Raw genomic sequence first — 23,551 nt, 5'->3', positions numbered from 1 at the left:
CCACCCCGGCGCCGGCACCGTGCCGTCGCCACGAAAGGAAGCATGACTCCCGCACGCACGCGCACCACCGCCCGCCGCCGTACCGTCGCCGCTGCCGCCGCCGCGGTCCTCGGCCTCACGCTCGCCGCCTGCGCGTCGGACGCCGACGCCGGCGCCGCGCCCTCGGGCGACGGCTCCGACGAGACGAAGGTCGCGATCGGCATCCCGTCCGGCTGGGACGAGGGCATCGCGGTGTCCCACCTGTGGCAGGCGATCCTCGAGGACGAGGGCTACGACGTGTCGACGCAGACCGCTGACATCGGCGTCGTGTTCACCGGCCTGGCCGGCGGCGACTTCGACCTGCTGTTCGACGCCTGGCTGCCGCTGACGCACAAGTCGTACCTCGACAAGTACGGCGACGACGTCACCGACCTCGGCGTCTGGTACGACGACGCCAAGCTGACGATCGCCGTCAACGAGGACTCCCCCGCGAAGACGCTCGACGACCTCGTGACCATGGGCGACGCGTACGGCAACCGGCTCGTGGGCATCGAGGCGGGCGCCGGCCTCACCGAGGTCACGCAGGACGCCGTGATCCCCGACTACGGCCTCGAGGGGCTCGACTACGTGACGTCGTCGACGCCGGCCATGCTCGCCGAGCTCAAGAGCGCGACGGACGCGGGCCGCGACATCGCGGTGACGCTGTGGCGCCCGCACTGGGCGTACGACGCGTACCCGATCCGGGACCTCGAGGACCCGAAGGGCGCGCTCGGCGAGGCCGAGCAGATCCACACGTTCGGCACCGGCGACTTCGAGGAGCGCTACCCGACGCTCACCAAGCTCGTGGGCGCGTTCGAGCTGACGGACGAGCAGCTGTTCTCGCTCGAGAACCTGATGTTCAACTCGGACGAGCACGCCGACGAGCAGTCCGCGGTCGCCGCGTGGCTCGAGGAGAACCCGACGTTCGTCGACGACCTCAAGGAGAAGGCGGGCGTCTGAGCCCACCCGCACCCTGCAGCACGGCGCGAGGCCGGCACCCCCACGGGGTGCCGGCCTCGGTCGCGTGCGGGGCCACGACGTCAGACGGGGCGGGCCTCGTCGACGAGCAGCACCGGGATGCCGTCGACCACGGGGTACGCCAGCGGGCGCTGCGGGTCGGTCGACACGAGGACCGGGGAGCCGTCGTCCGCGACGGCGTCCACTAGCTCGGCACCCGTCACGGGGCAGCGCAGCAGCGCGCGGGCCCAGGGCTCGAGGTCGGTCGCGGGGCGGTCTGCGGTGGTCATGGCGCCTCCAGGGGGACGGGCGGGTGCGAGCGGGACCGGGCGTCCGCGCGGTGCACGGACCCGCAGGGCCCGGTGCCCCTCGCGCGGCGCACCGGGGTCAGTCGAGGGTACGCGGGGAGCCGTCCGGGCCGAGCGGCGTCCCGTCACCACCCAGGACGTACCACGCGGTGGTCTCGCAGCCGGCGCACGACGCGAAGACCGCGGGGCGCCCGTCGGGCAGCGCGAGGCGCACGCGCGTGAGGTCGGTACCCGCGCAGGCGTGGCACGCCGGGGCGGTCGCACGGTCGTCGACGACGGGCCGCGTCACCGACCCGAGCGGCTCGTCCGCGGGCGGACGCCGGCTGCGTGCCGCGCTCAACGACCGTCACCCGGTGCGGCGCCGGGGACCACGCGCAGGTGGCCGCGGCGACGCGTCGCCTCGGGGGCGGGAGCGGCACCCGCGGCGGGCGCGACGGGCGCCAGGTCGGGTGCGGGCTCGGCGGGCCGACGCCGACCCGCCTCGCGCACGGCCTCCGCGAGCGCCACGAGGTCGTCGTGGCTCGGTGCGGCCGCCTGCAGGTCGGGCAGCAGGCGCACGACCTCCCAGCCGCGCGGAGCGGTCAGACGCTCCGCGTGCTCGACGCACAGGTCGTACGAGTGCGGCTCGGCGTTCTGCGCGAGCGGACCGAGGACCGCCGTCGAGTCGGCGTAGACGTAGGTCAGCGTCGCGACCGCAGCGTGGGTGCACGCCGTGCGCGAGCACTGCCGGACGGATCTCACGTGCTGACCGTACCCTCCGTCGCGCGCACGGAGGCACCCGCCGACGCCGCGTGTCGGGCGGGCCGCACCGCGCGCCACGCCCGCGCCCGCCGCGCGCCCCCCGGCACCCGCGACCGCGCTGGCTACAGTGGCGGGGTGAGACCGTTCGGCCCGCACCGCCCCTCCACGCCCGACGGCGCAAGGCTGCCCTCCGGCCGCCGCCGCGGGGCCGCACCGGCGTCGCCGGCCGCCGCAGCAGCCGGGGTGCGCCGCCGCGACCGCCGCGGACGCGGTCCGCGCGGACCTCTGCTGCCCCTCGGCGCACCCGCGTACCGGACGCGCGCCGAGCGCTTCGACGACCTGGTGCTGGACACGGTCGAGGACCTCGAGCGGCGGTGGGCGCGCGAGCTCGAGGGCGCGGAGTTCGCGGTCGAGGACGTCCCACCGTCGAACCCGGCACCGTGGGAGCACGGCGGCGTCCCGCTCGGTCGGTACTTCCCCGCCGACGCCGGGCTGCCGCACCGCGTCGTGGTCTACCGCCGTCCGGTCGAGTCGCGCGCCGACGACCCCGCCGACCTCGCCGACCTCGTGCACGACGTCGTCGTCGAGCAGGTCGCGCAGCTGCTGGGCCGCAGCCCGCAGGACGTGGACCCGGGCTACGACGACGGGCACTGACCGGCGCGACTAGGGTGGGCGGACGATGAGCACGCCCCCCTCCCCCGGTCCGTCCGCAGCGTCGTCCGCAGCGTCGCACGCCGCGTCGCCCGCAGCGCAGCGCGCCGACGGCACCGACGCCCCGCGCGTCCGCGTGGTCTGCGTCGTCTACCACCCCGGCGACGAGCTGCTGCGGTTCGTCCGGACGCTCGCGGCCGCGTCCGCGCACCCCGTCGAGCTGGTCGTCGTCGACAACGGCACCGAGCACGACGTGGCCCGCGCGGCGACGGCCGAGGCCGGTGGCCGGCTCGTCGTGGCGGGCAGCAACCTGGGGTACGGCGCCGCCGCCAACCGCGGCGCGCAGGGGGCGCGCACCCCATGGCTCGTGATCGCCAACTCGGACCTCGAGTGGACCCCGGGCTCGCTCGACCGGCTGGTCGCCGCCGGCGACGAGCAGCCGAGCGCCGGCTCGCTCGGGCCCATGCTCCTCAACACGGACGGCACGACGTACCCCTCGGCGCGCGCGCTGCCGTCGCTGCGCCAGGGCGCGGGGCACGCGCTGTTCGGGCACGTCTGGCCCGGCAACCCGTGGACCCGCGCGTACCACGCGCGGCAGGAGTCCACGGGCGGCTACCTGCGCGAGGCGGGCTGGCTCTCGGGTGCGTGCCTGCTGCTGCGACGCACCGCGTTCGAGCAGGTCGGCGGGTTCGACGAGTCGTACTTCATGTTCTTCGAGGACGTCGACCTGGGCGAGCGCCTCGGCCGGGCGGGCTGGGAGAACCTCTACGTCCCGGACGTGCAGGTGACGCACGTCGGCGGCACGTCGTGGCGCGAGCGTCCGGCCCCGATGATCCGGGCCCACCACGCGAGCGCGCGCACCTACCTCGAACGGCGGTACTCGCGCTGGTACCAGGCCCCGGTGCGGCTCGCGCTGCGCATCGGCCTCGCCACGCGCGAGCGCGTGCAGCTGCGCACACCCTCGCGCTGACCGTCCACGCCGTGGAGCGGTCGGCGGCGGGCGTCAGCCACGAGCGGCCGACGGGTCCTCCCGGACGTCGCGGGCACCGGCCTGGCCGCTGAGCGGCACGGGCGCGAGCACGGCCGCGAGCTCACCGTCCTGCTGGACGTCCGTGAGCGTCACCCCCCACGCGAGCGGCGACCCCTCCCGCGGCTCGAGCTCGAGCGCGACCGCGGTCGCGGCGACGTCCGCGACGTCCCAGGACCCCGTCGTGCCCGCGTCCACGCTCACGGGCACCTCGGTCAGCACCCGGCCGCCCTCGTCGAACGCACGCAACGTCGCGCGGGCCTCGCCGCGGTCGTCGCCGTCGCGGCCGACCGCGGCGACCACGAGCCGGGCCGCGATCCCCCGCGGGAGGGCGACGACGCCGTGCACGTCCGTCGGCGTCGAGGCCGACCACGCCCGATCCACCCGGGGCTGGTCGTCGAGGTCGCCGGGCGTGCCCGTGCGGGACGCCACCGCGGCGGCCACCACGGGGACGTCGGCGTCGACCACGGCCGTCCACGAGCCGGCCGGCAGACCACCGAGGGGCACGTCCACGACCTCCCCGGCGGTCAGCGGCACCTCGTCGGCACCCGGCAGCGCGACGGGCCCGTCGGAACCGAGCAGCGTCACCCGGGCGGTCGTGTCGCCGTCGCCCGGCGCCAGGAGCCGCAGCACGGGCGCGTCGGGGGCGCCGACCGCCGACGCACGCGTCTCGACGCCCGTCACGACCTGCCGCGTGGCCGGCGCGGCCCCCGGGACGACGAGGTCGGTCCCGGCGGGGGTGAACCCGAGCACCGCGGTGTCCTGGACACGTGCGGAGACCTGGCCCCCGGTGACGCCGACGTGCACCACGAGCGCGGCCTGGTCGGCCGCGGCGCCGCCGAGGTCGACCAGGCGGGTCGCGCCGGGGCCGACGACGTGCTGCGCGGTGGTCTGCTCGACGGGCCCGTTGGGGCCGAACACCTCGAGCGTCACCTGGGCCGCCGTCAGCCCCGGGTTGCTGAGCACGAGCGTCGCGGTCGAGCCGACGCCGGTGGCACCGCCGACGAGCCAGTCGTCGCTCGACGGCGCCCGGCACGACGCGGCGGCGAGCCCGCGCGCGTCGCCGTCCGTGACGACGGACGCACCGGTGGCGGCGGCGACGGGCGCCTCGTCACCGGGCTGCGCGCGCACCACGAACGGCGCCGCGACGTCCGCGAGGTGGACGGCACGACCACCCGCCGCGACCTCGGCGACCGACCCGCCGCCCAGCGCGTGCACCTCGAGCGCGCCGGCGCCCGGACCCGCGGCCGTCACGGCGTCCACGGTGACGACGGGCGCGACCGGTGCGGGGTCGAACGCCGCGTCACCTCGCACCGAGCGCTGCGGCAGCTGCACGGGACCCGGGCACTCCAGCGTCACCGGTGTCGGTGCGACCTCGACGTCGGCGGCCGGCAGCGGGCGGGGCGGGGCGGTGCCCACCTGCGACGCGCCCGCGACCGCACCGGCCGTCAGGCCCAGCACGAGGACGCCGGAGGCGATGCGCAGCGACCGGCCCAGACGGCGCGCACGCCGGTCCGGTCGCGGCGCGGCGGTCTCCGGCGCGGTCGCGGCGCCCGCGGTCGGCTCGTCGACGGTCGGGGTCGGCTCGTCCGTGGTCACGTGCGCACCCCCCGTCGTCGCCGCAGCGGGAGGGCGAGCAGCACCGTCACGAGCGTCGTGAGGCCGAGCGCGACGACCCACGGCGTGCGGATCGGCTGGACGTGACGCACCTCGAGCCACCCGCCGTCCGCCCCGATCTCGAACGCCTGTCGCCAGCCGTCCTCGGCGGCCGGCAGGGGGCGCCCGTCGAGCCAGGCCCGCCACCCCGGGTCGGCCCGCTCCGCGAGCACGAGCAGACGGGCGCCCGCGCCGGGGTCCACGCGCGCGCCGCCGTCCCGGACCTCGGCGGCGACCGGCTCGGCCGGGGTCGTCACGTCGGCGACCTCGGCGTCGACGGGAAGGAGCCGCGCCCACGAGGTGACGGCGGTGCCCTGCGTCGCGCTCACGCGCCACAGCGTGCCGGACCCGTCGTGCGTGACGCGCTCGAGCCCGGCGGTCGCGTCGAGGACCCCCACGAGCGACGACCGGGCCGCACGCGAGGCGGGCGAGTCGTCGCGCGCGCCGGGCACGAGCACGTCCCCGACGCCCAGCGCCGCCACGTCCGGGGCGACGTCACCCGCCGCGCCCTGCGCGAGCCGCGCGGCGAGCGCGTCGACGACGGCCGTGGCGTCGTCGGGGCCGGACGTCGTCGGGGCGTCGAGCGGCCCCGTGAGGGCGCGCGTCGAGACCGCCGCCGCGTGGTCGACCTGCTGGTCGCCGTCGGCCCGCAGCAGCGCCCATCCCACGGTTCCGTCGGCGCGCGCCTCGAGGGACAGCACGCGCGAGCCGGCGTCGGACAGCGCACCCTGCTGTCCCACCACGGGGACCACGGGCGTGGTCGGGGCGCGCAGGGCGACCGCGTCCCCGGCCCGCGCGGTCCAGCCCCACCCGACGAGCGCGGTGGCGACCGCGACGACGCCGACCGCGGTGCCGAGCGCCACGACCGGCTGCCGCCACCCGAACGTCTGCCGCGCGAGCCGGTCGGTCATCCCGTCCGCACCGAGCACGGCCGCCCCGAGCAGCCCCAGGAACGTGAGCGAGACCGCCGCGCCCGTCCACGCGGGCCCCACGACGTCGGGCGCGGCGGACGCGGGCACTGCTGCGACCGCCGCGCCCGTGGCCACCCCCGCGGCAGCGACGACCCAGCACGTGCGCACGCCGCGCGCGACGGCGCGACCACGCAGCAGCGCGAGCGCGGCGAGCGCGAGCACCGCACCGCCGGTGAGGTACGGCCACACCTGGGCGAGCACGGCCGGAAGGCCCGCGGGGACGAGCGTCGCGGCGTCGGCCGGGACGCCCAGCAGCCGGTCCAGCGCCGGAGCCGGCTCGACCGTCGCCGCCGGCCCGGGGGCGGCGAGCAGGAGCCGGATCCCCGCGGACCCGCGCGAACCGGCCTCGACCAGCAGCGGCGCGAGCAGCACGAGCGACGGGACCGCGAGGGCGAGCACCCGCAGGCGCGCACGCGGCACGACGACGGCCACGAGCACGAGCAGCACGAGTGCGGGTACCAGCAGCACGGGGGCGGAGGCCGTGACCACCGCGAGCGCCAGCGCCGCACCGGCCGCGGCGGCCACAGACCCCGTGGGGTCGGGGGCACCGACGAGGGCCACGGTGGCCGACGGCGCTGCGACCGACGGCTCCGCGACCTGCGCCGTCGCCCCCGTGGCCCCACGGGCGGGGGCCGCGGAGACCGACGCGGTGACCGGCAGGGCGCCCGACGTCGGGCCGCGCGGAGAGGGCACCGCGGCCACGCCGCGCACCGGTGTCCGCACGTGCGCCTCGTCGGGGGTCGCCTCGTGGGGCGCGAGGTCGTGGGACGCGGGGTCGTGGGACGCAGGGTCGTCGGACGCGGGGGTGTCGGCCGCGACCTCGACGCGCACGTCCTGCCGGGTCCTGGGGGCGTCGGCCCCGAGGACGTGCGTGGCCTCGTCCCACCGGGCCGCGGCGGCCACCGCCCGTGCCTCCGCCTCGGCGTCGGCGTCGACGCGCACCTCGCGCCGCGCGGTCGACAGGCCGGAGAGCACCTGGTCGACGCGCTGCACCCCGACCGCGCGGACCAGACCGAGCGCGACCCAGGGCAGCGCGGCGTGCGCGAGCACCGCACCGACGCGACCGTCGCCGAGGGCCAGCAGGAGGGTCGGCGCCGACGCCCACACCAGGGCCGCCCACGCGCGCACCCCGACCGAGCGCGTCGCCGCGCCCGCCGCGGCCCACGCACCGAGCCCGGCGAGGACCGGGCCGCCGAGCACGACCACCGCGAGCGCGGCGCCGAGGTCGCCCCCGAGCAGGGCCGCCAGCGGTGTGAGCACCACGACGAGCGGATCGGCGGGCCCGGGGGCCCCGAGACCGGTCGTCACCCAGCCGGAGGTCGCCGCGGTCCACACGTCGTGCAGGTCGGTCGTCGCCCGGGCGAGCGCGGCGCCCACGAGCGGCGCACCCCCCACCACCGGGCCCACCAGGCGGCCGAGGGCGACGGCCGACAGGACCACCAGGCCGGCGGTGACCAGGGCGGCGGTCGTGCGGCGCCGTGAGGCGAGCGCCGCGAGCTCCCGCAGCTCGAGCTCGCTGGGGGCCGACGTGACGCGCCGGGCCTCGCGGCGCGCGAGCCGGCGGTCGCGCGCCTGGCGCCACACGTCGCGCCACCCCGCCTGCAGGGGGCGCAGCGTGCGGCGGGCGACCGCGCGGGTCGCACGCGCGCGGCGGCGCGCACGCACCACGGGGACGGGACGCAGCAGCACGAGCAGCGCCACGCGGAGCTCCGCGAGCGCGAGCCGGGGACGCTTCACGGCGATCTGGCCGAGGCAGCGCAGCAGCGCGGCCGCCACCACCATGACCGCGACGGCCGGCACGAGGGCGAGCGGCGCGCCGGCGAGCCGCGCGTGCAGCAGCGCGGACCGCCGGGCCGCGAACGAGCGGGTGGGGTCGGCCGAGTCGGGTTCGCCGTCCCCGTCGAGGTCCACCTCGTGCGCGGCCGCGTCCGCGGCCTGCGGCGCCCCGCCACGGGCCGGTCGCAGCCCGTGGTAGGCCGCCTGCGCGTGCCGGACGACGGCGGTGGGCACGACGACGACGCGGTGCCCCGCGAGGCGTGCGCGACGCGACAGGTCGAGCCCGTCGCCGAACGGCCCGAGCGCCGGGTCGGTGCCGCCGAGCGCGTCCCACACGTCGCGTCGCACCAGCGCACCGGCGACTCCCACCCCGAGCACGTCGGTGCGGCCGTCGTGCTGACCCTGGTCGAGCTCGCCGGGCTCCACGTCGGCGTGGCGCCGGCCCGAGCGGGTCGTGCGGACCCCCACCTCGAGGAGCCGCTCGGGGTCGGTCCAGGTGCGCTGCTTGCAGCCGGCCACCGCGACGGACGGTGCGTTGGACACGGTGCGCACGAGCCGGGCGAGCGCCTCGGGCGCGGGGGCGCTGTCGTCGTGCAGGAGCCACAGCCACGGCGTGGGACGCTCGTCGAACGCCTCGGCCAGCGTGGCCAGCCCGGCCGAGACCGCCTCGCCGAACGTGCGGGCGTGGGGCGCACGGACGGTCGCGAGCCGCGGCACGGGCTGCGGCGCCGACGCGAACACCTGGTCGAGCAGCAGCCCGACGTGCTGGTCCTCCCCCGGGGCCACGTCGACCACGAGCACGCGCAGGGGTCGCCGTGCCTGCGAGGCGACGGCTCGGAGCGTGGTGGCGAGGTACCCCGTGCGTCCGCGCGTGACGACCACGGCGGTCACCGGGGTCGTCACCGGCACCGCGGCCGTCGTCAGGAGGGGGTCCACGGGGGACAGCGTGTCAGTCATGCTCGCGCCATGATGCGTGACCGCACGTGCGTGGCACGGCAGGCGACCCCGGCGTGGCGGGACGTGCCGCGGCGCGCACGCGTCAGACGACGCGCCGCTTCAGCTTGCGCCGCTCACGCTCGGACAGCCCGCCCCAGATGCCGAACCGCTCGTCGTTCGCGAGCGCGTACTCGAGGCACTCGGAGCGCACGTCGCACTGCGTGCAGACCTTCTTGGCCTCGCGGGTCGAGCCGCCCTTCTCGGGGAAGAACGCCTCGGGGTCGGTCTGCGCGCACAGCGCGCGCTCCTGCCAGCCCATGGGCCCGTCGTCCTCGGGCGTCCCGAAGAGCGACAGCACGTTGCTGGTCGCCGGGGCGGGGGCGGGGGTCGTGGCGTCGGTCGGGAAGCTCTCGTCGTCGAGCAGGTGCCACATACGTGCCTCCGCGGATGTCGTGCTCGGTGCTGCTCGTGCTGGCCGGCGGCCTCGGTCGTCGTCCCTGATCCCGACGAGCCGGCCGGTGCGACCCGGTCCCCCGGCAGCCGCGTGCGACGTGCTCCATGAGTCAGTTCTCAGGGAATTACACGCGTGTCGTTCGCGATCGTCAACCGGAGGCGTGCTAGATGCCCGAGTTGTCCGGGTGAAAGTGCGGCCTGCACGGCGTGGCGTCCACGCGTGTCTAGATTGTGGGTCCATGGGCACACCCGCTGCAGGCCGACCGCTCGACGTCGCCACGGTCCTCGCGATCGTCACGCGCGACCCCGGACGCCCGCGCCTGACCTGGTACGGCGTCGACGGTGAACGCGTCGAGCTCTCGGGCGCGGTCGTCGACAACTGGGTGAGCAAGACGACGAACCTGCTCGTCGAGGAGTTCGACGCGGCCCCGGGGGCGCGGGTCCTGCTGGACCTCCCGCCGCACTGGCGCGCCGTGCTGTGGACGCTCGCGACGTGGCGGGCCGGCGCGTGCGCGACGCGAGCGGGCGACGCCGACGTCGTCGTCACCGACCGGCCGCAGGAGCACCCCGGCGCACCCGACCTCGTCGCCGTGGCGCTCCCCGCGCTGGCACGCGGGTTCCCCGGAGACCTCCCCGCCGGCGCGGTCGACGCGGCGACGGCCGTCATGACGTACGGCGACGCGCTCGGCCCGGTCCCGCCGACCCCGTCGACCGCACCGGCGGTCGACGGCGCCACCGCGGTGACCTTCGCCGACCTGATCGAGCCGCACCCGGCTCCGACGCGTCGGCTCGTGGACGCCGGCGCCCACGACGCCGTGTCGCTGGCCCGGCTCGCGCTGGCGTCGTGGGCGGTCGGCGGGTCGGTCGTCGTCGTCGACGCAGGCACCGCCTCGACGCTCCGGGCGGACCCGACGCGTCGCACGCGGCTCGTGACGGGCGAGAAGGTCGACGAGGACGCCCTCACGGACCGCTGACGGGTCCCGGCGTCGCGTCACGTCGCAGCCGCCGCGCGACCGTCCACCCGACGAGCGCGAGCACGAGGTCGGCCACCGTCTGCGCGACCCGGACCAGGAGCGCCACGGCGATCGCCCCGCCCGCGCCCAGGGCGGCGGGCAGGAGCGCAGCCAGGGCCGCCTCGCGCGCCCCGATGCCCGCGGGCAGGACGAAGACCAGGAAGCCCGCGATCCACGCCATCGCGTACGCCCCCGTGCACGACGCGAGCGCGCGCCAGGACGGCGTGGTGCCCAGCGCCACGGCGAGCAGCCACGTCTGGGCCCCCGCGGACGCCCAGGCGAGCGACGACCACACGGCCGCGCGAGCCACCCCTCCCGCGGTCAGCGGCTGCTCGAGCGGGGGGCGGCGCGCCCACCGCAGCGCCACCGCGAGGAGTCGGTTGAGGACCGGTGGGGCGAGCCCGACCGCCAGCACGGGGATCGCCGCCCACGCCCACGGCGTCACGGCCCCCTCGGCGCCCAGGAGCACCGTGGGCGCGCCGAGCGCGAGTCCTGTCACGACCGAGACCAGCGTCGCGACGGCCATCGCCGCGAGCGACCGCCGCCGCGGGACCGCCAGGTCCGCGGTCAGCTCGGCGACCGCGACGACGTTCCAGACCCCGCCGGGCAGGTACTTGCCCAGCTGGCCCACGAAGAAGGCGGCGAACGCGCGGGACAGCGGCAGGTTCGAGCCGAGGTCGGCGAGCACGGCGCGCCACCCCAGCATGCCGAGCACGAGGAAACCCGCGCCCGGGACCGCGGACGCGACCACGAGGCCCACGTCCGCGCGGCCGAGGGCCGCGCCCACCGCGTCGCGCTCGCGCACCACGGCGACGAGCGCGAGCGCGACCGCCGCGACGACGAGCCCGTGGCGCACCGCGCGCGAGCGCAGCACCGCGACCACGCGCGTCATGCGCCGGCGCCCAGCCGCGCGACGAGGTCCTGCACGACACCTGCCGGGGTGAACGCCGCGCGCGCGTGGTCGAGCGAGGCTCGCCGCAGGTCGCGCAGCAGGTCACGGTCCGCGTCGAGCCGGCGCAGGGCGTCGGCCAGCGCCGCGGCGTCCCCCGGGGGCACCAGCACGCCCGCGGGGCCGAGCAGACGACGCGCAGGGGCGGAGTCCTCGGTCACCACCACGCACCCGGCCGCAGCGCCCTGGAACGCCTTGTTGGGCAGCACCCGCAGCGCCTTGTCGCCGGTGCCGAAGATCCCGAGGCACACGTCGTGCGACGCGACCAGGGCGGGCAGGTCGTCCGCCTCGACCCACGTGTGGCGCACGACGCCGGGCACGCCCGCCAGGAGCGCGTCCACCTCGGCGCTCTGCTGCCCCTGCCCGACGACCGTGGCGCGCACCGCGCCGCCGAGCGACCGCAGCGCCTCACCGACCACCGTCGCGCCCTGCAGGGGCGTGAACGAGCCGAAGAACACCACGGACAGCGGCCCGCCGTCACTCCCCTGCTCGCGGGCCGCCTCGAACCACCGGCGGTCGGCGCCCACCGGCGCGACCACGGCCCTGCCCCGGGGTCGGGGCGGCAGCGTGGCCAGGTGCTCGGGGGTGTCCACGACGACGACGTCGGCCCGGGACAGGGCGAACGCGTCCAGCGCGCGCAGCAGCCGCTGCTTGACCCGGCCCCGCTCACCGCGGTCGCGGGCCGTGCCCGCGCCCGACACGAGGAAGTCGAGCACCACCGGGGCCCCCCGGGCGAGGAGCCGGACCAGCGCCACGTCGAAGTGCCCCAGGTGGCCGACGAGCACCGCGTCGGCACGCGACCGCCGTCGCAGCAGCCGGGGCACGAGGCGTGCGTGGGCCCGCACCAGGGCGACGACGAGACGTCCGACGTGCGACGGTCGCTGCAGCATCTCGACCCGCGCCGCCGTGTCGAGCCCGAGCGGCACGACAGCACGCTCGACCTGCCAGCCGTGCGCCTCCAGCCCCTCGAGCAGGACCCGGGCACGCGGGTGCACGTCCTCGTCGAACGTGCCCGCGGCGAGGACCGTGCGTCGCTCCCCCGTCGTCACCGCGGGTACTGGATCTCCTTGAGGCGCTGCAGCGCGTCCTCGATGAGGATGCGCTGCGTGCGCTGGAGCTCGGAGATCACGCCCAGCGCGGCGGCCAGCAACGCCGCCACCGCCATGATCGCCCCGAAGATGAGCGACTGGACGTGACCGGCGGCCGAGCCCTCGACCATCCACAGGACCAGGAACCGCACCATCGGGACCAGCGCGAGCACCGCGAACGTCGCCGTGAGGACGGCGAACACGACCTGAGGCTTGAACATGAGGTAGCTGCGCGTGATCGCCGAGGCCGAGCGGGCGATGTGGTGCCACATGCTCCGGAACAGCCGCGACTCCCGGGTCTTCGGGTTCGTGGTCACCGGCACGCTGACGATCCGCAGCCGCTTGTGGCCCGCCTGGATGATCGTCTCCATGCAGTAGGAGAACTCGGTGACGACGTTGAGGCGCAGGAGCGACGCGCGCGAGTACGCGCGGAACCCCGACGCGGCGTCGGGCAGCCGGGTGTCCGCCGCGCCGTTGACCACCGCGCTGCCGAGCCGCTGGAGGGCCTTCTTGAGCGGCGAGAAGTGGGCGATCGTGGCCGTCTGGCGGTCGGCGATGACGATGTCGGCGAGGCCCGCCACGATGGGCCCGACCAGGTCGGGGATCCGCTCCTGCGGGTACTGGTTGTCACCGTCGGTGTTCACGACGACGTCCGCGCCGTGGCGCAGCGCGTAGTCGACGCCGTCACGGAAGGAGCGCGCCAGGCCCTGCGTGCGGGTGTGCCGCAGCACGTGCCCGACGCCGTGCTCGCGCGCGACCTCGCTCGTGCGGTCGGACGAGCCGTCGTCGACGACGAGCACGTGGATCTCGTCCACACCCTCGATCGTCGTCGGGATGGACGAGAGCACCGCGGGGAGCGTGGTCTCCTCGTCGAGGCACGGGATCTGGATGAAGACCTTCATGGCTCCTGGTTCGGCTCGCGGCTGATCAGGCGAGGTCCCGACGATACCGGTCCCCGGGTCGACGGCCGTCGTCGGGTGCATGATGCCCCTGCACCGCCGTGCGGCGGGCGGCCCCACCCGAGGACGAGCGGACCCGGAGGACAGGTGAGCACGCAGCCCACGGCGAGCGCGCCGGCACGCGACGGGCTCGACGGCACCCTCACGCTGCTCGTCGGCGTCCTCGCGGCGGTGCTCGCCTGGCTGCGGCTCACGACGGTCACGCGGGACGTGGTGTGGGCGGAGGACGGCGCCGTGTTCCTGCGCGACGGCGTCGACCGGGGCCCGATCGGCGGCGCGCTGGAACCGTACGCGGGCTACCTGCACCTGGTGCCCCGCGTCGTCGCGGGCCTGGTGGTCGACCTCGTTCCCGCGACCTGGTGGGCGACCGCGCTGGCGGCCACCTCCTGCCTCGCCGTGGGCGCCGCGGCGGCGCTCGTGCACCGGTGCGCCCACGACCTGGTCGCGTCGCGCGTCGCGCGCGTCGCCCTCGCGGCGCTGACGGTCGCGGTGCCCACGCTCCCGCTCGAGGTCCTCGGCAACCTCGCCAACCTGCACTGGCTGGCGCTGTGGACCCTCCCCTGGCTGCTGGTGGCCCGCCCGCGGGGCCGCGTGGACCAGGGCGTGCTCGCGGCCGCGACCCTCGTCGCGACGCTCACCGAGGTGCAGTCGGTCCTGCTGGCACCCCTGCTCGCCTGGCGGTGGCGCGACGCGCACCGGCTCCCCACCCGCATCGCCTACTGCCTCGGGGTCGCGGCCCAGCTGGTCACCCTCGTCACCGCCGACCGCCCCGGCAACGGGGGGCTCGCCCCGGGCGCGGACGCGACCCTGCGCGCGTTCGGGCACGACGTGCTGATGACGCTGTGGCTGGGCACCGGCGCGCTCCTGCGCGACGCGCACGCGGGCCTGGGGCTGCTGCCGGCGGCGGCGGTCGCGCTCGTCGTGGGTGCCGCTGCCGTCGTCGTCCTCGTCCGCGGCGACGCGCTGCAGCGCGCGTGGGCCGTCGGCGCACCCGTCCTGGCGCTGGTGCTCTGGGTGGTCGCGGTCCGCCTCAACACGCCGACGCTGTTCGTCCCGGGGCAGGGCTGGGTGCTGCTGCGCTACGCCGTCGTCCCGTCGATGCTCGTCGCGTCGGTCGTCGTGCTGGGGGTCGCGCTCGTGCCGGCGCGCCCGCGGTGGCGCGTGCCCGCCCTGCTCGTCGTCGCACCGGCGCTCGTCGTGGCGGTCCTGGTGTGGCGTCCGCCGGACGGGACCACGCCCGAGGGGCCGCGGTGGTCGACGCAGGCCCGGGACGCGCACCGTGCGTGCGTCACGGACCCGGCACAGGGATCGACGGTGCTCGCGCTGGCACCCGCCCGGTGGTACGTCCGGCTGCCGTGCGAGGCGCTCGGCGGTTGACGCGCCGGGGTTCGGCACATCGGCGCGGATGCGCCACACTGTCTGCCCATGCGAGGAATCATCCTGGCCGGCGGGTCCGGCACGCGTCTGCACCCCATCACGCTCGGCGTCAGCAAGCAGCTGGTGCCGGTGTACGACAAGCCGATGATCTACTACCCGCTGTCGACGCTGCTGCTGGCCGGCATCCGCGACGTCCTCGTGATCACGACGCCGCACGACGCCGACCAGTTCCGGCGCCTGCTGGGTGACGGCAGCCAGTTCGGCGTGTCGATCGAGTACACGGTCCAGGAGGAGCCCAACGGTCTCGCTCAGGCCTTCGTGCTGGGTCGGCAGTTCGTGGGCCAGGAGTCGGTCGCCCTCGTGCTCGGCGACAACATCTTCTACGGGCCCGGCCTCGGCGAGCGCCTCCAGCGCTTCTCCGACATCGACGGCGCGGCGGTCTTCGCGTACCGCGTGGCCGACCCCACGAGCTACGGCGTCGTGGAGTTCGACGACACCGGGCGTGCACTGTCGCTCGAGGAGAAGCCGTCCGCGCCGCGCTCGAGCTACGCCGTGCCGGGCCTGTACTTCTACGACAACCAGGTGCTGGACATCGCGCGGGACCTGCAGCCCTCCGCGCGCGGCGAGTACGAGATCACCGACGTGAACCGCACCTACCTCGAGCAGGGGCGCCTGCAGGTCGAGATCCTGCCCCGGGGCACCGCGTGGCTCGACACGGGCACCTTCGACTCGCTCGTCGAGGCGTCGGACTACGTCCGCACCATCGAGCACCGGCAGGGCCTGAAGGTGGGCTCCCCCGAGGAGGTCGCCTGGCGCCGCGGGTTCCTGTCCGACGACGAGCTCGCCGAGCGCGCCCACAAGCTCGTCAAGTCCGGCTACGGCAGCTACCTGCTCGGGCTGCTCGAGCACGGACGCTGACCGCCGGTGGTCGCGGCCAGCCCCGTCGAGCACCCGCTCGACGTCCCCCGACGCGCCCGCGCCTGGCGCCCCCACCGGCTCGACCCCCGCGACAACTCCCTCAACGCGGTCCGGCTGGTCCTCGCGCTGCTCGTGCTGGTCGCCCACTCGTACTACATCGCGGGCGTGGGCAAGGGCCCCGAGCTGCACGGCGAGAACCTCGGCGGGTTCGCGGTGTTCGGGTTCTTCACGATCAGCGGCTACCTGATCACGGGCAGCCGGTTCAGCAACACCTTCGGGACCTACCTGCTGCACCGGCTCGCACGCCTCATGCCGGCGTTCTGGGTCTGCCTCGTCGTGATCGTCACGGTCTTCGCGCCGCTGGGGTTCTGGCGCGCCCACGGCACGCTCGACGGGTACCTGACCACGCCGCGCACGCCGTTGGACTTCCTGGTCTCGAACTGGTTCCTGCGCATGTCGTTCTTCGACGTGGCGGCCACGCCTTCCGGCGTGCCGTACCCCGGCGCGTGGAACGGCTCGCTGTGGAGCCTGTACGTCGAGTTCGTGTGCTACCTCGTCATCGGGGCGCTCGGCTTCGTCGGGATCGTGCGACGGTCGGCGACGGTCATGGGCGCCCTGTTCGCGCTGTCGGTGCTCGCGCAGGCCAACTCGGCGACCGTCCTGGCCTACTTCGGCGGGAACGGCGACGCCTTCTTCCAGATCAAGCTGCTGCCGTTCTTCCTCGGCGGCGCCCTGCTCCACATGCTGCGCGACCGCGTCCCGCTGCACTGGGCCGGGGCCGCGGTCGCGGCCGTCGGCACGACGCTGCTGGTCGTCAACGTCCAGGGCTGGGGCATGCAGGCGGCCGCACCGCTCGCGGTGTACGTCATCCTCTGGGTCGCGTCGGTCGTGCCCACGCCGTCGCTGATGCAGCGCCACGACGTGTCGTACGGCGTCTACATCTACGCCTTCCCCGTGCAGCAGCTGCTCGTGATCCTCGGGCTGCACACCCACGGCTTCCTGCTGTACAACCTGCTCGCCGTCGCGGTGACCCTGCCTTTCGCGATCGCCTCGTGGCTGCTCGTGGAACGACCGGTCATGCGGCGCGCACGGCGCGCCACCCGAAGGCCCGGTCCCGAGCCGGCGGCCCCGGTCGTCCCGGAGCGCGGCGCCGACGAGGTCCCGGCCCGGGCCGCGAACGAGCCGGTCGCGACGCCCTCCGCCTCGTCGGGCGGCTGACGGCGGGCACGCCCCGCCGTCGGGCGCGGCACGCCACGGCACGTCACAGCGGGGGCAGGTCCTGCGTCGCGATCCAGTCGACGAGCCGACCGACACCCGTCTCGAGGTCGTGCTCGGCGCGCCAGCCGAGCACCCGCGACGCCACCTCGGCGTCGGCCCAGGCGTGGCGCACGTCGCCCTCGCGGAACTGCCCCGTGACGTGCGGCGCCGGAGCCCCGTACCGCTGCGCCACCAGCCGTGCGACGCGCCCGACCGTCTGGTGCTCCCCGCTGCCGATGTCGACGGCGTCGTCACCCGGGTCGGGTGCGGTCGTCGCGGCGACCAGCGCACGGGCGACGTCGTCCACCAGGACGAAGTCCCGACGCACCTCCCCGTCCTCGTACAGGGGGATCGAGCGCCCCGCGTCCGCGAGCCGGCAGAAGAGCGAGACGATGCCGGTGTACGGGTTGGCGAGCGACTGGCCCGGCCCGTAGACGTTCTGCAGCCGCAGCACGACGGGCAGCACCCCGACGGCGCGCGCCCACGACCGCAGCACGTGCTCCTGGGCGAGCTTGGTGGCGCCGTAGACCGACACCGGTGCGGGCGCCACACGGTCGGCCCGCATGGCGGTGGGCTCCGCGTCCGGGAAGTCCCAGCGGCCCTCCCCCAGCGTCGCCGCCGTGCGCTGCGCGGGGTGGAACAGGGTCCCGTCGGCGCGTCGCCACACACCCTCGCCGTACACGGCGCGGCTGCTGGCCAGCACGACCCTGCGTGGCAGCGCGTCGTGCCGGACCAGGGCGTCCAGCATGCGCGTCGTGCCGACCACGTTGACCGACGCGTGCCGCGTGGCCTCGGTCAGCGACTGCCCCGTGCCCGTCTCCGCGGCGAGGTGGACGACGACGTCGGGACGCACGTCCCGCAGGAGCTCGTCCCACGCCGCCTCCTCGGTGACGTCACCGCGACGCAGCTCCACGCCGGACGCCAGGGCGGCCGGACGGCTCCGGCTCGGGTGCACCTGGGGGTGCAGCGAGTCGAGCGCGACGACGCGCTGGTAGCGCGCGACCAGCGCCGCGGACATCGCGCACCCGATGAACCCGGCACCCCCGGTGACCAGGACGGTGCCGCCCGACGCGCTCATCGCCGACCACCGGTGCGCACCGCGGGTGCGGGGCGGAACGCGTGCGCGAGCAGCGCGGGCACCTGGCCGCGGTGACTCACGATCGCCTGCGGGACGAGCGAGAGGGCGTGCAGCCGCGAGGTGGAGTGCCACGCCGCGGCCCGGCGCGCGCGGCGCCAGCCCCGACGCTCCATCTGATCGGCCGCCGCCGCGAAGTAGTCGCGCTCGCCGCGCAGGCGTGCCCCGTCGCCGCCGCCCGTCGACGAGGCGCTCGCGCCGTGGCGACGGTAGGAGAAGCAGACGGTCGGCTCGACGAGCAGCGCACCGCCCGCGGCGACGACGTCGATCACCAGCGCGAGGTCCTGGATGAGCGGCCGGTCGTCGTGGAACTCCGTGCGCTCCAGCACGTCGCGCCGGAACGCGAGCGACGGCCAGTACAGCCAGTCGCCGCGCAGCAGGCTGACGGCCAACGGCTCCCCGCGCAGCACCGTGGGACGTCGGACGTGCGGGGCGATCCAGGACTTCACGCGGTCGCCCAGCGGCCGCACGACCTCGCCGCGCCCGTCGATCACCCGGACACCGGGCTGGATGATCTCCACGTCGGGGTGCGCGGCGTGCGCCGCCAGCACGACACCCACGTAGTCGGGCAGCAGGACGTCGTCCGAGCCGAGGATCACCACGCGGTCCTGCGTCGCGAGCGACACGCACGTGCGGTAGTTGGCGGTGATCCCCTCGTTGCGGTCCTTGCGGACGTAGCGCACGCGCGGGTCGTCGATCGTCGCCATCCACTCGCCGAGGGCCCGGTCGGGGTACGCGTCGTCGACGACGGTCAGCAGCCAGTCGCCGTCACGCTGGTCGAGGACGCTCTGCACCGTCTGGCGCGCGAGAGCGGGGTCGCCCCAGTACGGGACGAGGATGTCGAGCGGCACTTGTCCTCCTCGGTCCCCCGGTCACGGTGGGACGCGGTGGGATGGTCGGGTCAGCGAGCGCGGGCGGCGGCCTCGTAGGCCGTCACGTGCGCACGAGCCGCAGCCTGCCACGTGAAGGTGCGGGCGCGGGCGAGCCCCGCGGCGGCCAGGGCGGACCGGCGCTCGGGGTCGTCGAGCAGCGCCCCCAGCGCGAGCGCGATGTCGTGGGCGCCGGTGCCGCAGTACGCGACCGCCTCGCCGCCGACCTCGGGCAGCGACAGCTCCCGGGTGGTCAGCACGGTCGCGCCGCACGCCATCGCCTCGAGCACCGGCAGGCCGAACCCCTCGCCGAGGCTCGGGTAGGCCACCACCCGCGCACCGGAGAGAAGGCCCGCCAGGTCGTCGAGCGGCAGGTACCCGGGCCGGCGGACGACCAGTCCGTCGGGGACCTCCGCGAGCGCGGCGTCGACGCCGTCGTCCCAGCCGGCGCCCCCGGCGAGCACGAGCGCGGGCGCGTCGGACCGCCCGCCGCACGCCTCGACCCACCCGCGCACGAGCGCCGGGACGTTCTTGCGCGGCTCGATCGTCCCGAGGAACGCGACGTACGGCCGGTCGCCGATGTCCAGCGTGCGGCGCACCCGCGCGCGGTCGGCGTCCCCGACCGGTCGGAAGCGCTCGGTGTCCACGCCGTGGTACGCGACCGTGAAGCGGCCCGCCGGCGCCCCCGTCCACCGCACGACCTCGTCACGCGTCGCCAGCGACGGCACCACCACGCCTGCGGCCCGCCGGACGGCGACGCGCGTGGCCGCGCGGAAGAACCGGGCCTTGGTGGCCACGTGCAGCCCGGGGTGGGAGAAGAACGTCGCGTCGTGCAGGGTCACCACGACCGGCGACCGCGACGCGAGCGGCACGGTGTAGTGCGGGCTGTGCACCACGTCGGGACGGCGACGCGCGATCACCAGGGGCAGGCCCGTCTGCTCCCACGCGAGGCGCACGGGGCGACGGCCCAGCGCCGCCGGTGCGGGCAGGACGCGCGCTCCCGGGGCGAGCGAGCGGAGCAGCTCGACGTCCCGCGGCTGTGCGACGACCTCGAGGTCCACGCCCTCGCGCACCAGCGCGGGCACGATCTCGTCGGTGTACCGACCGACACCACCGCGGTCGGCCGGCACGGCCGTCGCGTCGAGCAGGACGCGCACCGTCTCACCCCGTCCTCGTCCTCGGCGTCGGGACCGCGCGCCCCGACGGGCCGCTCGGCGAGCGCCCCAGGACGGCTAAGGTACTGGCTCGTGGCCGGACGAGATGAATCCAGGCTCCTCGTGATCGTTCCCGCGTGGAACGAGGAGGAGTCCCTCCCCGCGGTCCTCGCCGAGCTCAGGAGCTCGCTGCCCGAGGCGGACGTGCTCGTCGTCAACGACGGCTCCACCGACCGGACCGCGGCGGTGGCGCGCGCCGACGGTCGCACGATGGTGCTCGACCTCCCCCTCAACCTCGGGGTGGGCGGGGCGATGCGCGCCGGCTACCGCTTCGCGCTGCGACGCGGGTACTCGCGGACGGTCCAGGTCGACGCCGACGGCCAGCACGACCCGGCCGACGTGCGACGCGTCGTCGACGCGCTCGACGCCGAGGGCGCCGACGTCGTCATCGGCGCGCGGTTCGCCGGGCTGGGGACGTACGCGGTGCGTGGACCCCGCCGGTGGGCGATGACGGTGCTGTCGTGGTCGCTGTCGCGCGTGGCAGGGACACGCCTGACCGACACCACGTCAGGGTTCCGGGCGTCCAACCGGCGCGCGGTCGAGCTGTTCGCCCGCGAGTACCCCGCGGAGTACCTCGGCGACACCGTGGAGTCCCTGGTCATCGCGTGCCGCGCCGGCCTGCGGGTGCGCCAGGTGGGCGTCGAGATGCGGCCACGCTCCGCCGGGACCCCCTCGCACTCCCCCGCCAAGGCCGCGCTGTTCCTCGGGCGGGCGCTCGTGGCGCTGGTCATCGCCCTGTCCCGCCCGATGGGCCGACCCGTGAGCGAGACCCCCTGATGATGACCGGATACGCCTTCGCGCTCGGCGCGTGCCTCCTGCTCGTCGTGCTCCTCGTGGTGCTGCTGCGGACGCGGCGGCTGCGCGAGAAGTACGCGATCACCTGGATCGTCCTCGGTGCGGGCGTCTGCATCCTGGGCGCCTTCCCCCAGGCCGTCGCCTGGCTGTCGTCGCTCGTCGGGGTGCAGACGCCGAGCAACCTGCTGTTCGCGGTGGCCCTGGTCGTCCTGCTGTGCGTCTGCGTGCAGCTGAGCGTGGAGATCACGGCGCTCGAGGAGGAGACCCGGACGGTCGCGGAGGAGATCGCCCTGCTGCGGCTGGACGTCGAGACGGCCCTCGGACGGCACGATGGCGCCGTCACCGGGTCGCGTCCGGACCCCGCGGCCGCCCCGACGGCGACGGACGACGGCCCGACGCCCGTCTGACGGGCGTCGGTCAGCGCGCCGGCCGGCCCCGTCGCGCGCCGGAGCGGCGCAGGCGGCGCCGCAGCTCGACCACGCAGCGCACCAGCAGCAACCGCGACCGCAGCGCGGCCACGACGCCGCGGGGACGGTCGGGGCTGGCGTTGTCCCGGTGGTAGCGGCGGAGCACGACGACGTCGTCGACGTGCGCGATGCTGCCGGCGAGGTTCCCGTACAGCGCGAACCACAGGTCGTGCGACTCGCGCAGGCCGGCCGGGAACGGGGTCGCGACCTCCAGGGCCTCCCGGCGCAGGCCCATGGCGCATCCGAAGTACGGGCGGGCACCGGCCAGGACCCCCAGGACGTTGCGGACGTGGTGCCCGGAGTCGGACGCGCGCAGCCGCCACCCGGGACGACCGAGCGGGGAGTGGATCGAGTCGGGCCCGCCGAGCGTCGCCAGGTTGCCCGCGACGACGTCGTGGTCCTGCAGCGCGGCCAGCATCACCTCGACGCGACCCGGGACCCACACGTCGTCCTGGTCGCTGAGCAGCAGGTAGGCGCCCCGCGCGTGCTCGAGCGCGGTCGCGAACGCGCGTACGTAACCACCGTTGACGGCCTGCTCGACGATCCGCAGCCGAGGGTCGTCGATCTGCCGCAGGACGTCCGTCGTGCCGTCGGGCGACGCGTCGTCGACCACGACCAGCTCGTCGTCGGGGCCGATCTCGGCGAGCACCGAGGTCACCTGCTCGGCCACCCAGCGCTCGCCGCGGTAGGTCGCCATGCAGACGCTGACGCGGACGGCCGGGCGGGGTGCGGGGCTCATCGGGCGCTCCGGGGTCGGGTGAGGCGGGCGAGATGGACGACCAGACCGGCCGCGGGGCCGCCCAGGAGGGCGACCACGCACCGGGACTCGAGCGAGCCGGGCAGCAGGAGCAGCAGCAGCGTCACCGCGACGGCGACCAGCCACCCCGCGACGAACGCCGCGTGCTCCGTCAGCGCCTGGCTCAGCGCACCGGTCAGGGTCAGCGACGCCACGAGCACGGCGGCCGCGGCGAGCCCGGCGAGCACCGCGCCTCCGACCTCGTACTCGGGGCCGAGCACGACGCGCAGCAGCAACGGCCCCAGCAGGTAGGCACCCACCGCCACCACCGCACCGACGGCCGCGACGACGCGGACGATCGGGACGAGCGCACGCAGCCCCGCGTCGCGGTGCGCGACGAAGTGCGCGACCGCGACCCCCTGGTACGCGTTCAGCGGCACGAGCAGCGGCGCTCGGGTCAGCGCGACCGCCATGAGCAGCGGGGCGGCCTCGGCGTACGCGCCGGGGGGCGTCGTGAGCGAGAGCAGCACGGGGAAGCCCACCACCAGCAGCGAGCTGGCCCCTTGCGCGACCGACGTCGCGAGCACGCGACGGGCGAGCACCGGCACGGGCTCGTCGGTGCGCGCGAACGCGGCGTCCCGTGCGACGCGCGAGGTCAGCAGGACCAGGAGCCACGCGCTGGACCCGGCCACGACGCCACCGGCCAGGCCCGCGACGCCGGAGCCCGCCAGCGCTGCGGCGATCACGACGGCGGCACGCAGCAGCGCGTCGGCGCCGATCAGGCGCGTGTAGGTCCCCCAGGCCCGGCGGCCTGCGAGCGCCCCGACGACGACCGCGTGGCAGGCGTACGACGCCACCGCCAGGCTCACGAGCAGCGCGAGCCGGGGGCCACGCCCCGGAGGGAACACGGCCGCGCCCCACCACGTCGCCGTGGCGGCGCCCACCGCGCCGAGCAGCACGCCCGCGACCACCCCCACGGCCAGCACCCGGGGCCCGCCGCCACCTTCGCGCGGCGCCGCGCCCGCGGCGGCGGACGCGGTCGTGCGTGTCATCTCGACGGACAGACCGCTCAGCACGCCGAAGCACGCGAAGACCGTCGACCAGAACGTGACGAAGACGGTGTTCTCGGCCACCGGGAGCAGCCAGGTGGCGACCAGGAGCACGAGATAGCCGGTGCCGGCCGAGAGCGCCGCCGCGACGGCCACGCGCACCGAGTCGCGCCGCCCGATCGTCGTGCGCTCCCCCGCCGGTTCGGGTGCCACGTCCGGGCTGGTCATGTG

At 76.3% G+C, this 23,551-nt stretch carries 23 protein-coding genes; 9 read left to right on the top strand and 14 right to left on the bottom strand.

Going from position 1 to position 23,551, the window contains the following annotated elements; all coding sequences use genetic code 11:
* The first annotated feature begins 42 nt into the window (after positions 1 to 42).
* The gene (locus tag ATM99_RS05765; protein WP_062101970.1) at positions 43 to 978 is read left to right on the top strand and encodes a glycine betaine ABC transporter substrate-binding protein; all 936 of its coding nucleotides are present in this window, start codon (positions 43 to 45) and stop codon (positions 976 to 978) included.
* An 80-nt stretch (positions 979 to 1,058) separates the two neighbouring features.
* Here ATM99_RS05765 and ATM99_RS05760 read toward each other — a convergent pair whose 3' ends face one another.
* The 3 genes from ATM99_RS05760 to ATM99_RS05750 form a co-directional block, all read right to left on the bottom strand.
* Complete coding sequence (locus tag ATM99_RS05760) at positions 1,059 to 1,265, bottom strand: Trm112 family protein (protein WP_062101969.1); 207 nt, start codon at positions 1,263 to 1,265, stop codon at positions 1,059 to 1,061.
* A gap of 97 nt (positions 1,266 to 1,362) precedes the next feature.
* Entirely contained in the window at positions 1,363 to 1,623 is a 261-nt protein-coding gene (locus ATM99_RS05755) for a hypothetical protein (RefSeq protein WP_062101968.1), read from the bottom strand.
* Entirely contained in the window at positions 1,620 to 2,024 is a 405-nt protein-coding gene (locus tag ATM99_RS05750; protein WP_062101976.1) for a DUF3499 domain-containing protein, read from the bottom strand. Before ATM99_RS05750 ends, ATM99_RS05755 begins: the two co-directional genes overlap by 4 nt.
* A gap of 243 nt (positions 2,025 to 2,267) precedes the next feature.
* On the opposite strand from ATM99_RS05750, the gene ATM99_RS05745 reads away from it, so the two are divergent.
* Positions 2,268 to 2,678, top strand: a complete 411-nt coding sequence (locus tag ATM99_RS05745; protein ID WP_223304820.1) for a metallopeptidase family protein — start codon at positions 2,268 to 2,270, stop codon at positions 2,676 to 2,678.
* Positions 2,679 to 2,703: 25 nt separating this feature from the next.
* Positions 2,704 to 3,645, top strand: coding sequence for a glycosyltransferase family 2 protein (locus ATM99_RS05740; RefSeq protein WP_082659317.1), 942 nt, complete (start codon positions 2,704 to 2,706; stop codon positions 3,643 to 3,645).
* 33 nt (positions 3,646 to 3,678) lie between these two features.
* On the opposite strand, the gene ATM99_RS05735 is transcribed toward ATM99_RS05740, so the two are convergent.
* The 3 genes from ATM99_RS05735 to ATM99_RS05725 form a co-directional block, all read right to left on the bottom strand.
* Positions 3,679 to 5,301, bottom strand: a complete 1,623-nt coding sequence (locus ATM99_RS05735) for a DUF5719 family protein (protein WP_062101967.1) — start codon at positions 5,299 to 5,301, stop codon at positions 3,679 to 3,681.
* On the bottom strand, positions 5,298 to 9,041 hold the full coding sequence (locus ATM99_RS05730; RefSeq protein WP_223304819.1) for a glycosyltransferase: 3,744 nt from the start codon (positions 9,039 to 9,041) through the stop codon (positions 5,298 to 5,300). The genes ATM99_RS05735 and ATM99_RS05730 overlap by 4 nt, the downstream gene beginning before the upstream one ends.
* 103 nt (positions 9,042 to 9,144) lie before the next feature.
* Entirely contained in the window at positions 9,145 to 9,474 is a 330-nt protein-coding gene (locus ATM99_RS05725) for a WhiB family transcriptional regulator (protein ID WP_062101965.1), read from the bottom strand.
* 259 nt (positions 9,475 to 9,733) lie between these two features.
* Here ATM99_RS05725 and ATM99_RS05720 point away from each other — a divergent pair, with 259 nt between their 5' ends.
* Positions 9,734 to 10,468 carry a TIGR03089 family protein gene (locus ATM99_RS05720; protein WP_062101964.1) on the top strand — a complete coding sequence of 245 codons (735 nt, stop codon included), beginning with the start codon at positions 9,734 to 9,736 and terminating at the stop codon, positions 10,466 to 10,468.
* Here ATM99_RS05720 and ATM99_RS05715 read toward each other — a convergent pair.
* Genes ATM99_RS05715 through ATM99_RS05705 form a run of 3 tightly spaced genes read right to left on the bottom strand, consistent with a single transcriptional unit; the run spans position 10,455 to position 13,446 of the window.
* Positions 10,455 to 11,399, bottom strand: coding sequence for a lysylphosphatidylglycerol synthase domain-containing protein (locus tag ATM99_RS05715; RefSeq protein ID WP_062101963.1), 945 nt, complete (start codon positions 11,397 to 11,399; stop codon positions 10,455 to 10,457). The genes ATM99_RS05720 and ATM99_RS05715 overlap by 14 nt on opposite strands.
* Positions 11,396 to 12,505, bottom strand: coding sequence for a glycosyltransferase (locus tag ATM99_RS05710; protein WP_150118164.1), 1,110 nt, complete (start codon positions 12,503 to 12,505; stop codon positions 11,396 to 11,398). Before ATM99_RS05710 ends, ATM99_RS05715 begins: the two co-directional genes overlap by 4 nt.
* Complete coding sequence (locus ATM99_RS05705) at positions 12,502 to 13,446, bottom strand: glycosyltransferase family 2 protein (RefSeq protein ID WP_062101962.1); 945 nt, start codon at positions 13,444 to 13,446, stop codon at positions 12,502 to 12,504. Before ATM99_RS05705 ends, ATM99_RS05710 begins: the two co-directional genes overlap by 4 nt.
* Before the next feature lie 144 nt (positions 13,447 to 13,590).
* Here ATM99_RS05705 and ATM99_RS05700 point away from each other — a divergent pair, with 144 nt between their 5' ends.
* From ATM99_RS05700 to ATM99_RS05690, 3 genes are read left to right on the top strand one after another with little or no spacing between them, the layout of a single operon-like run.
* Positions 13,591 to 14,880: a hypothetical protein gene (locus ATM99_RS05700; protein WP_062101961.1), complete on the top strand. Its 1,290-nt coding sequence runs from the start codon at positions 13,591 to 13,593 to the stop codon at positions 14,878 to 14,880.
* 48 nt (positions 14,881 to 14,928) lie between these two features.
* The gene (rfbA, locus tag ATM99_RS05695) at positions 14,929 to 15,798 is read left to right on the top strand and encodes a glucose-1-phosphate thymidylyltransferase RfbA (protein WP_062101960.1); all 870 of its coding nucleotides are present in this window, start codon (positions 14,929 to 14,931) and stop codon (positions 15,796 to 15,798) included.
* A 6-nt stretch (positions 15,799 to 15,804) separates the two neighbouring features.
* Positions 15,805 to 17,016 (top strand): acyltransferase, encoded by a 1,212-nt coding sequence (locus ATM99_RS05690; RefSeq protein WP_062101959.1) that lies wholly within the window; start codon positions 15,805 to 15,807, stop codon positions 17,014 to 17,016.
* Positions 17,017 to 17,059: 43 nt separating this feature from the next.
* On the opposite strand, the gene ATM99_RS05685 is transcribed toward ATM99_RS05690, so the two are convergent.
* The 3 genes from ATM99_RS05685 to ATM99_RS05675 are packed head-to-tail and all read right to left on the bottom strand — an operon-like array spanning position 17,060 to position 20,216.
* Positions 17,060 to 18,133 carry an NAD(P)-dependent oxidoreductase gene (locus ATM99_RS05685; protein WP_062101958.1) on the bottom strand — a complete coding sequence of 358 codons (1,074 nt, stop codon included), beginning with the start codon at positions 18,131 to 18,133 and terminating at the stop codon, positions 17,060 to 17,062.
* Positions 18,130 to 19,041 (bottom strand): glycosyltransferase, encoded by a 912-nt coding sequence (locus ATM99_RS05680; protein ID WP_062101957.1) that lies wholly within the window; start codon positions 19,039 to 19,041, stop codon positions 18,130 to 18,132. The genes ATM99_RS05685 and ATM99_RS05680 overlap by 4 nt, the downstream gene beginning before the upstream one ends.
* Before the next feature lie 50 nt (positions 19,042 to 19,091).
* Positions 19,092 to 20,216, bottom strand: a complete 1,125-nt coding sequence (locus ATM99_RS05675; RefSeq protein WP_062101956.1) for a glycosyltransferase family 1 protein — start codon at positions 20,214 to 20,216, stop codon at positions 19,092 to 19,094.
* Positions 20,217 to 20,336: 120 nt separating this feature from the next.
* Here ATM99_RS05675 and ATM99_RS05670 point away from each other — a divergent pair, with 120 nt between their 5' ends.
* Both ATM99_RS05670 and ATM99_RS05665 read left to right on the top strand, forming a co-directional pair.
* A complete protein-coding gene (locus tag ATM99_RS05670; RefSeq protein WP_255356806.1) occupies positions 20,337 to 21,050 on the top strand; it encodes a glycosyltransferase family 2 protein in 714 nt (237 codons plus the stop codon).
* On the top strand, positions 21,050 to 21,475 hold the full coding sequence (locus ATM99_RS05665; protein WP_223304818.1) for a DUF2304 domain-containing protein: 426 nt from the start codon (positions 21,050 to 21,052) through the stop codon (positions 21,473 to 21,475). The genes ATM99_RS05670 and ATM99_RS05665 overlap by 1 nt, the downstream gene beginning before the upstream one ends.
* Before the next feature lie 10 nt (positions 21,476 to 21,485).
* Here ATM99_RS05665 and ATM99_RS05660 read toward each other — a convergent pair whose 3' ends face one another.
* Complete coding sequence (locus ATM99_RS05660; protein WP_062101953.1) at positions 21,486 to 22,274, bottom strand: glycosyltransferase; 789 nt, start codon at positions 22,272 to 22,274, stop codon at positions 21,486 to 21,488.
* Positions 22,271 to 23,548 (bottom strand): hypothetical protein, encoded by a 1,278-nt coding sequence (locus ATM99_RS05655; protein ID WP_150118163.1) that lies wholly within the window; start codon positions 23,546 to 23,548, stop codon positions 22,271 to 22,273. Before ATM99_RS05655 ends, ATM99_RS05660 begins: the two co-directional genes overlap by 4 nt.
* Positions 23,549 to 23,551 lie beyond the last annotated feature (3 nt).

It is taken from the genome of Cellulomonas sp. B6 (assembly GCF_001462455.1).
Classification (GTDB): domain Bacteria; phylum Actinomycetota; class Actinomycetes; order Actinomycetales; family Cellulomonadaceae; genus Cellulomonas.
Note: the sequence above shows the minus strand (reverse complement) of the source record. Positions and strands in the feature narration are given on the sequence as shown.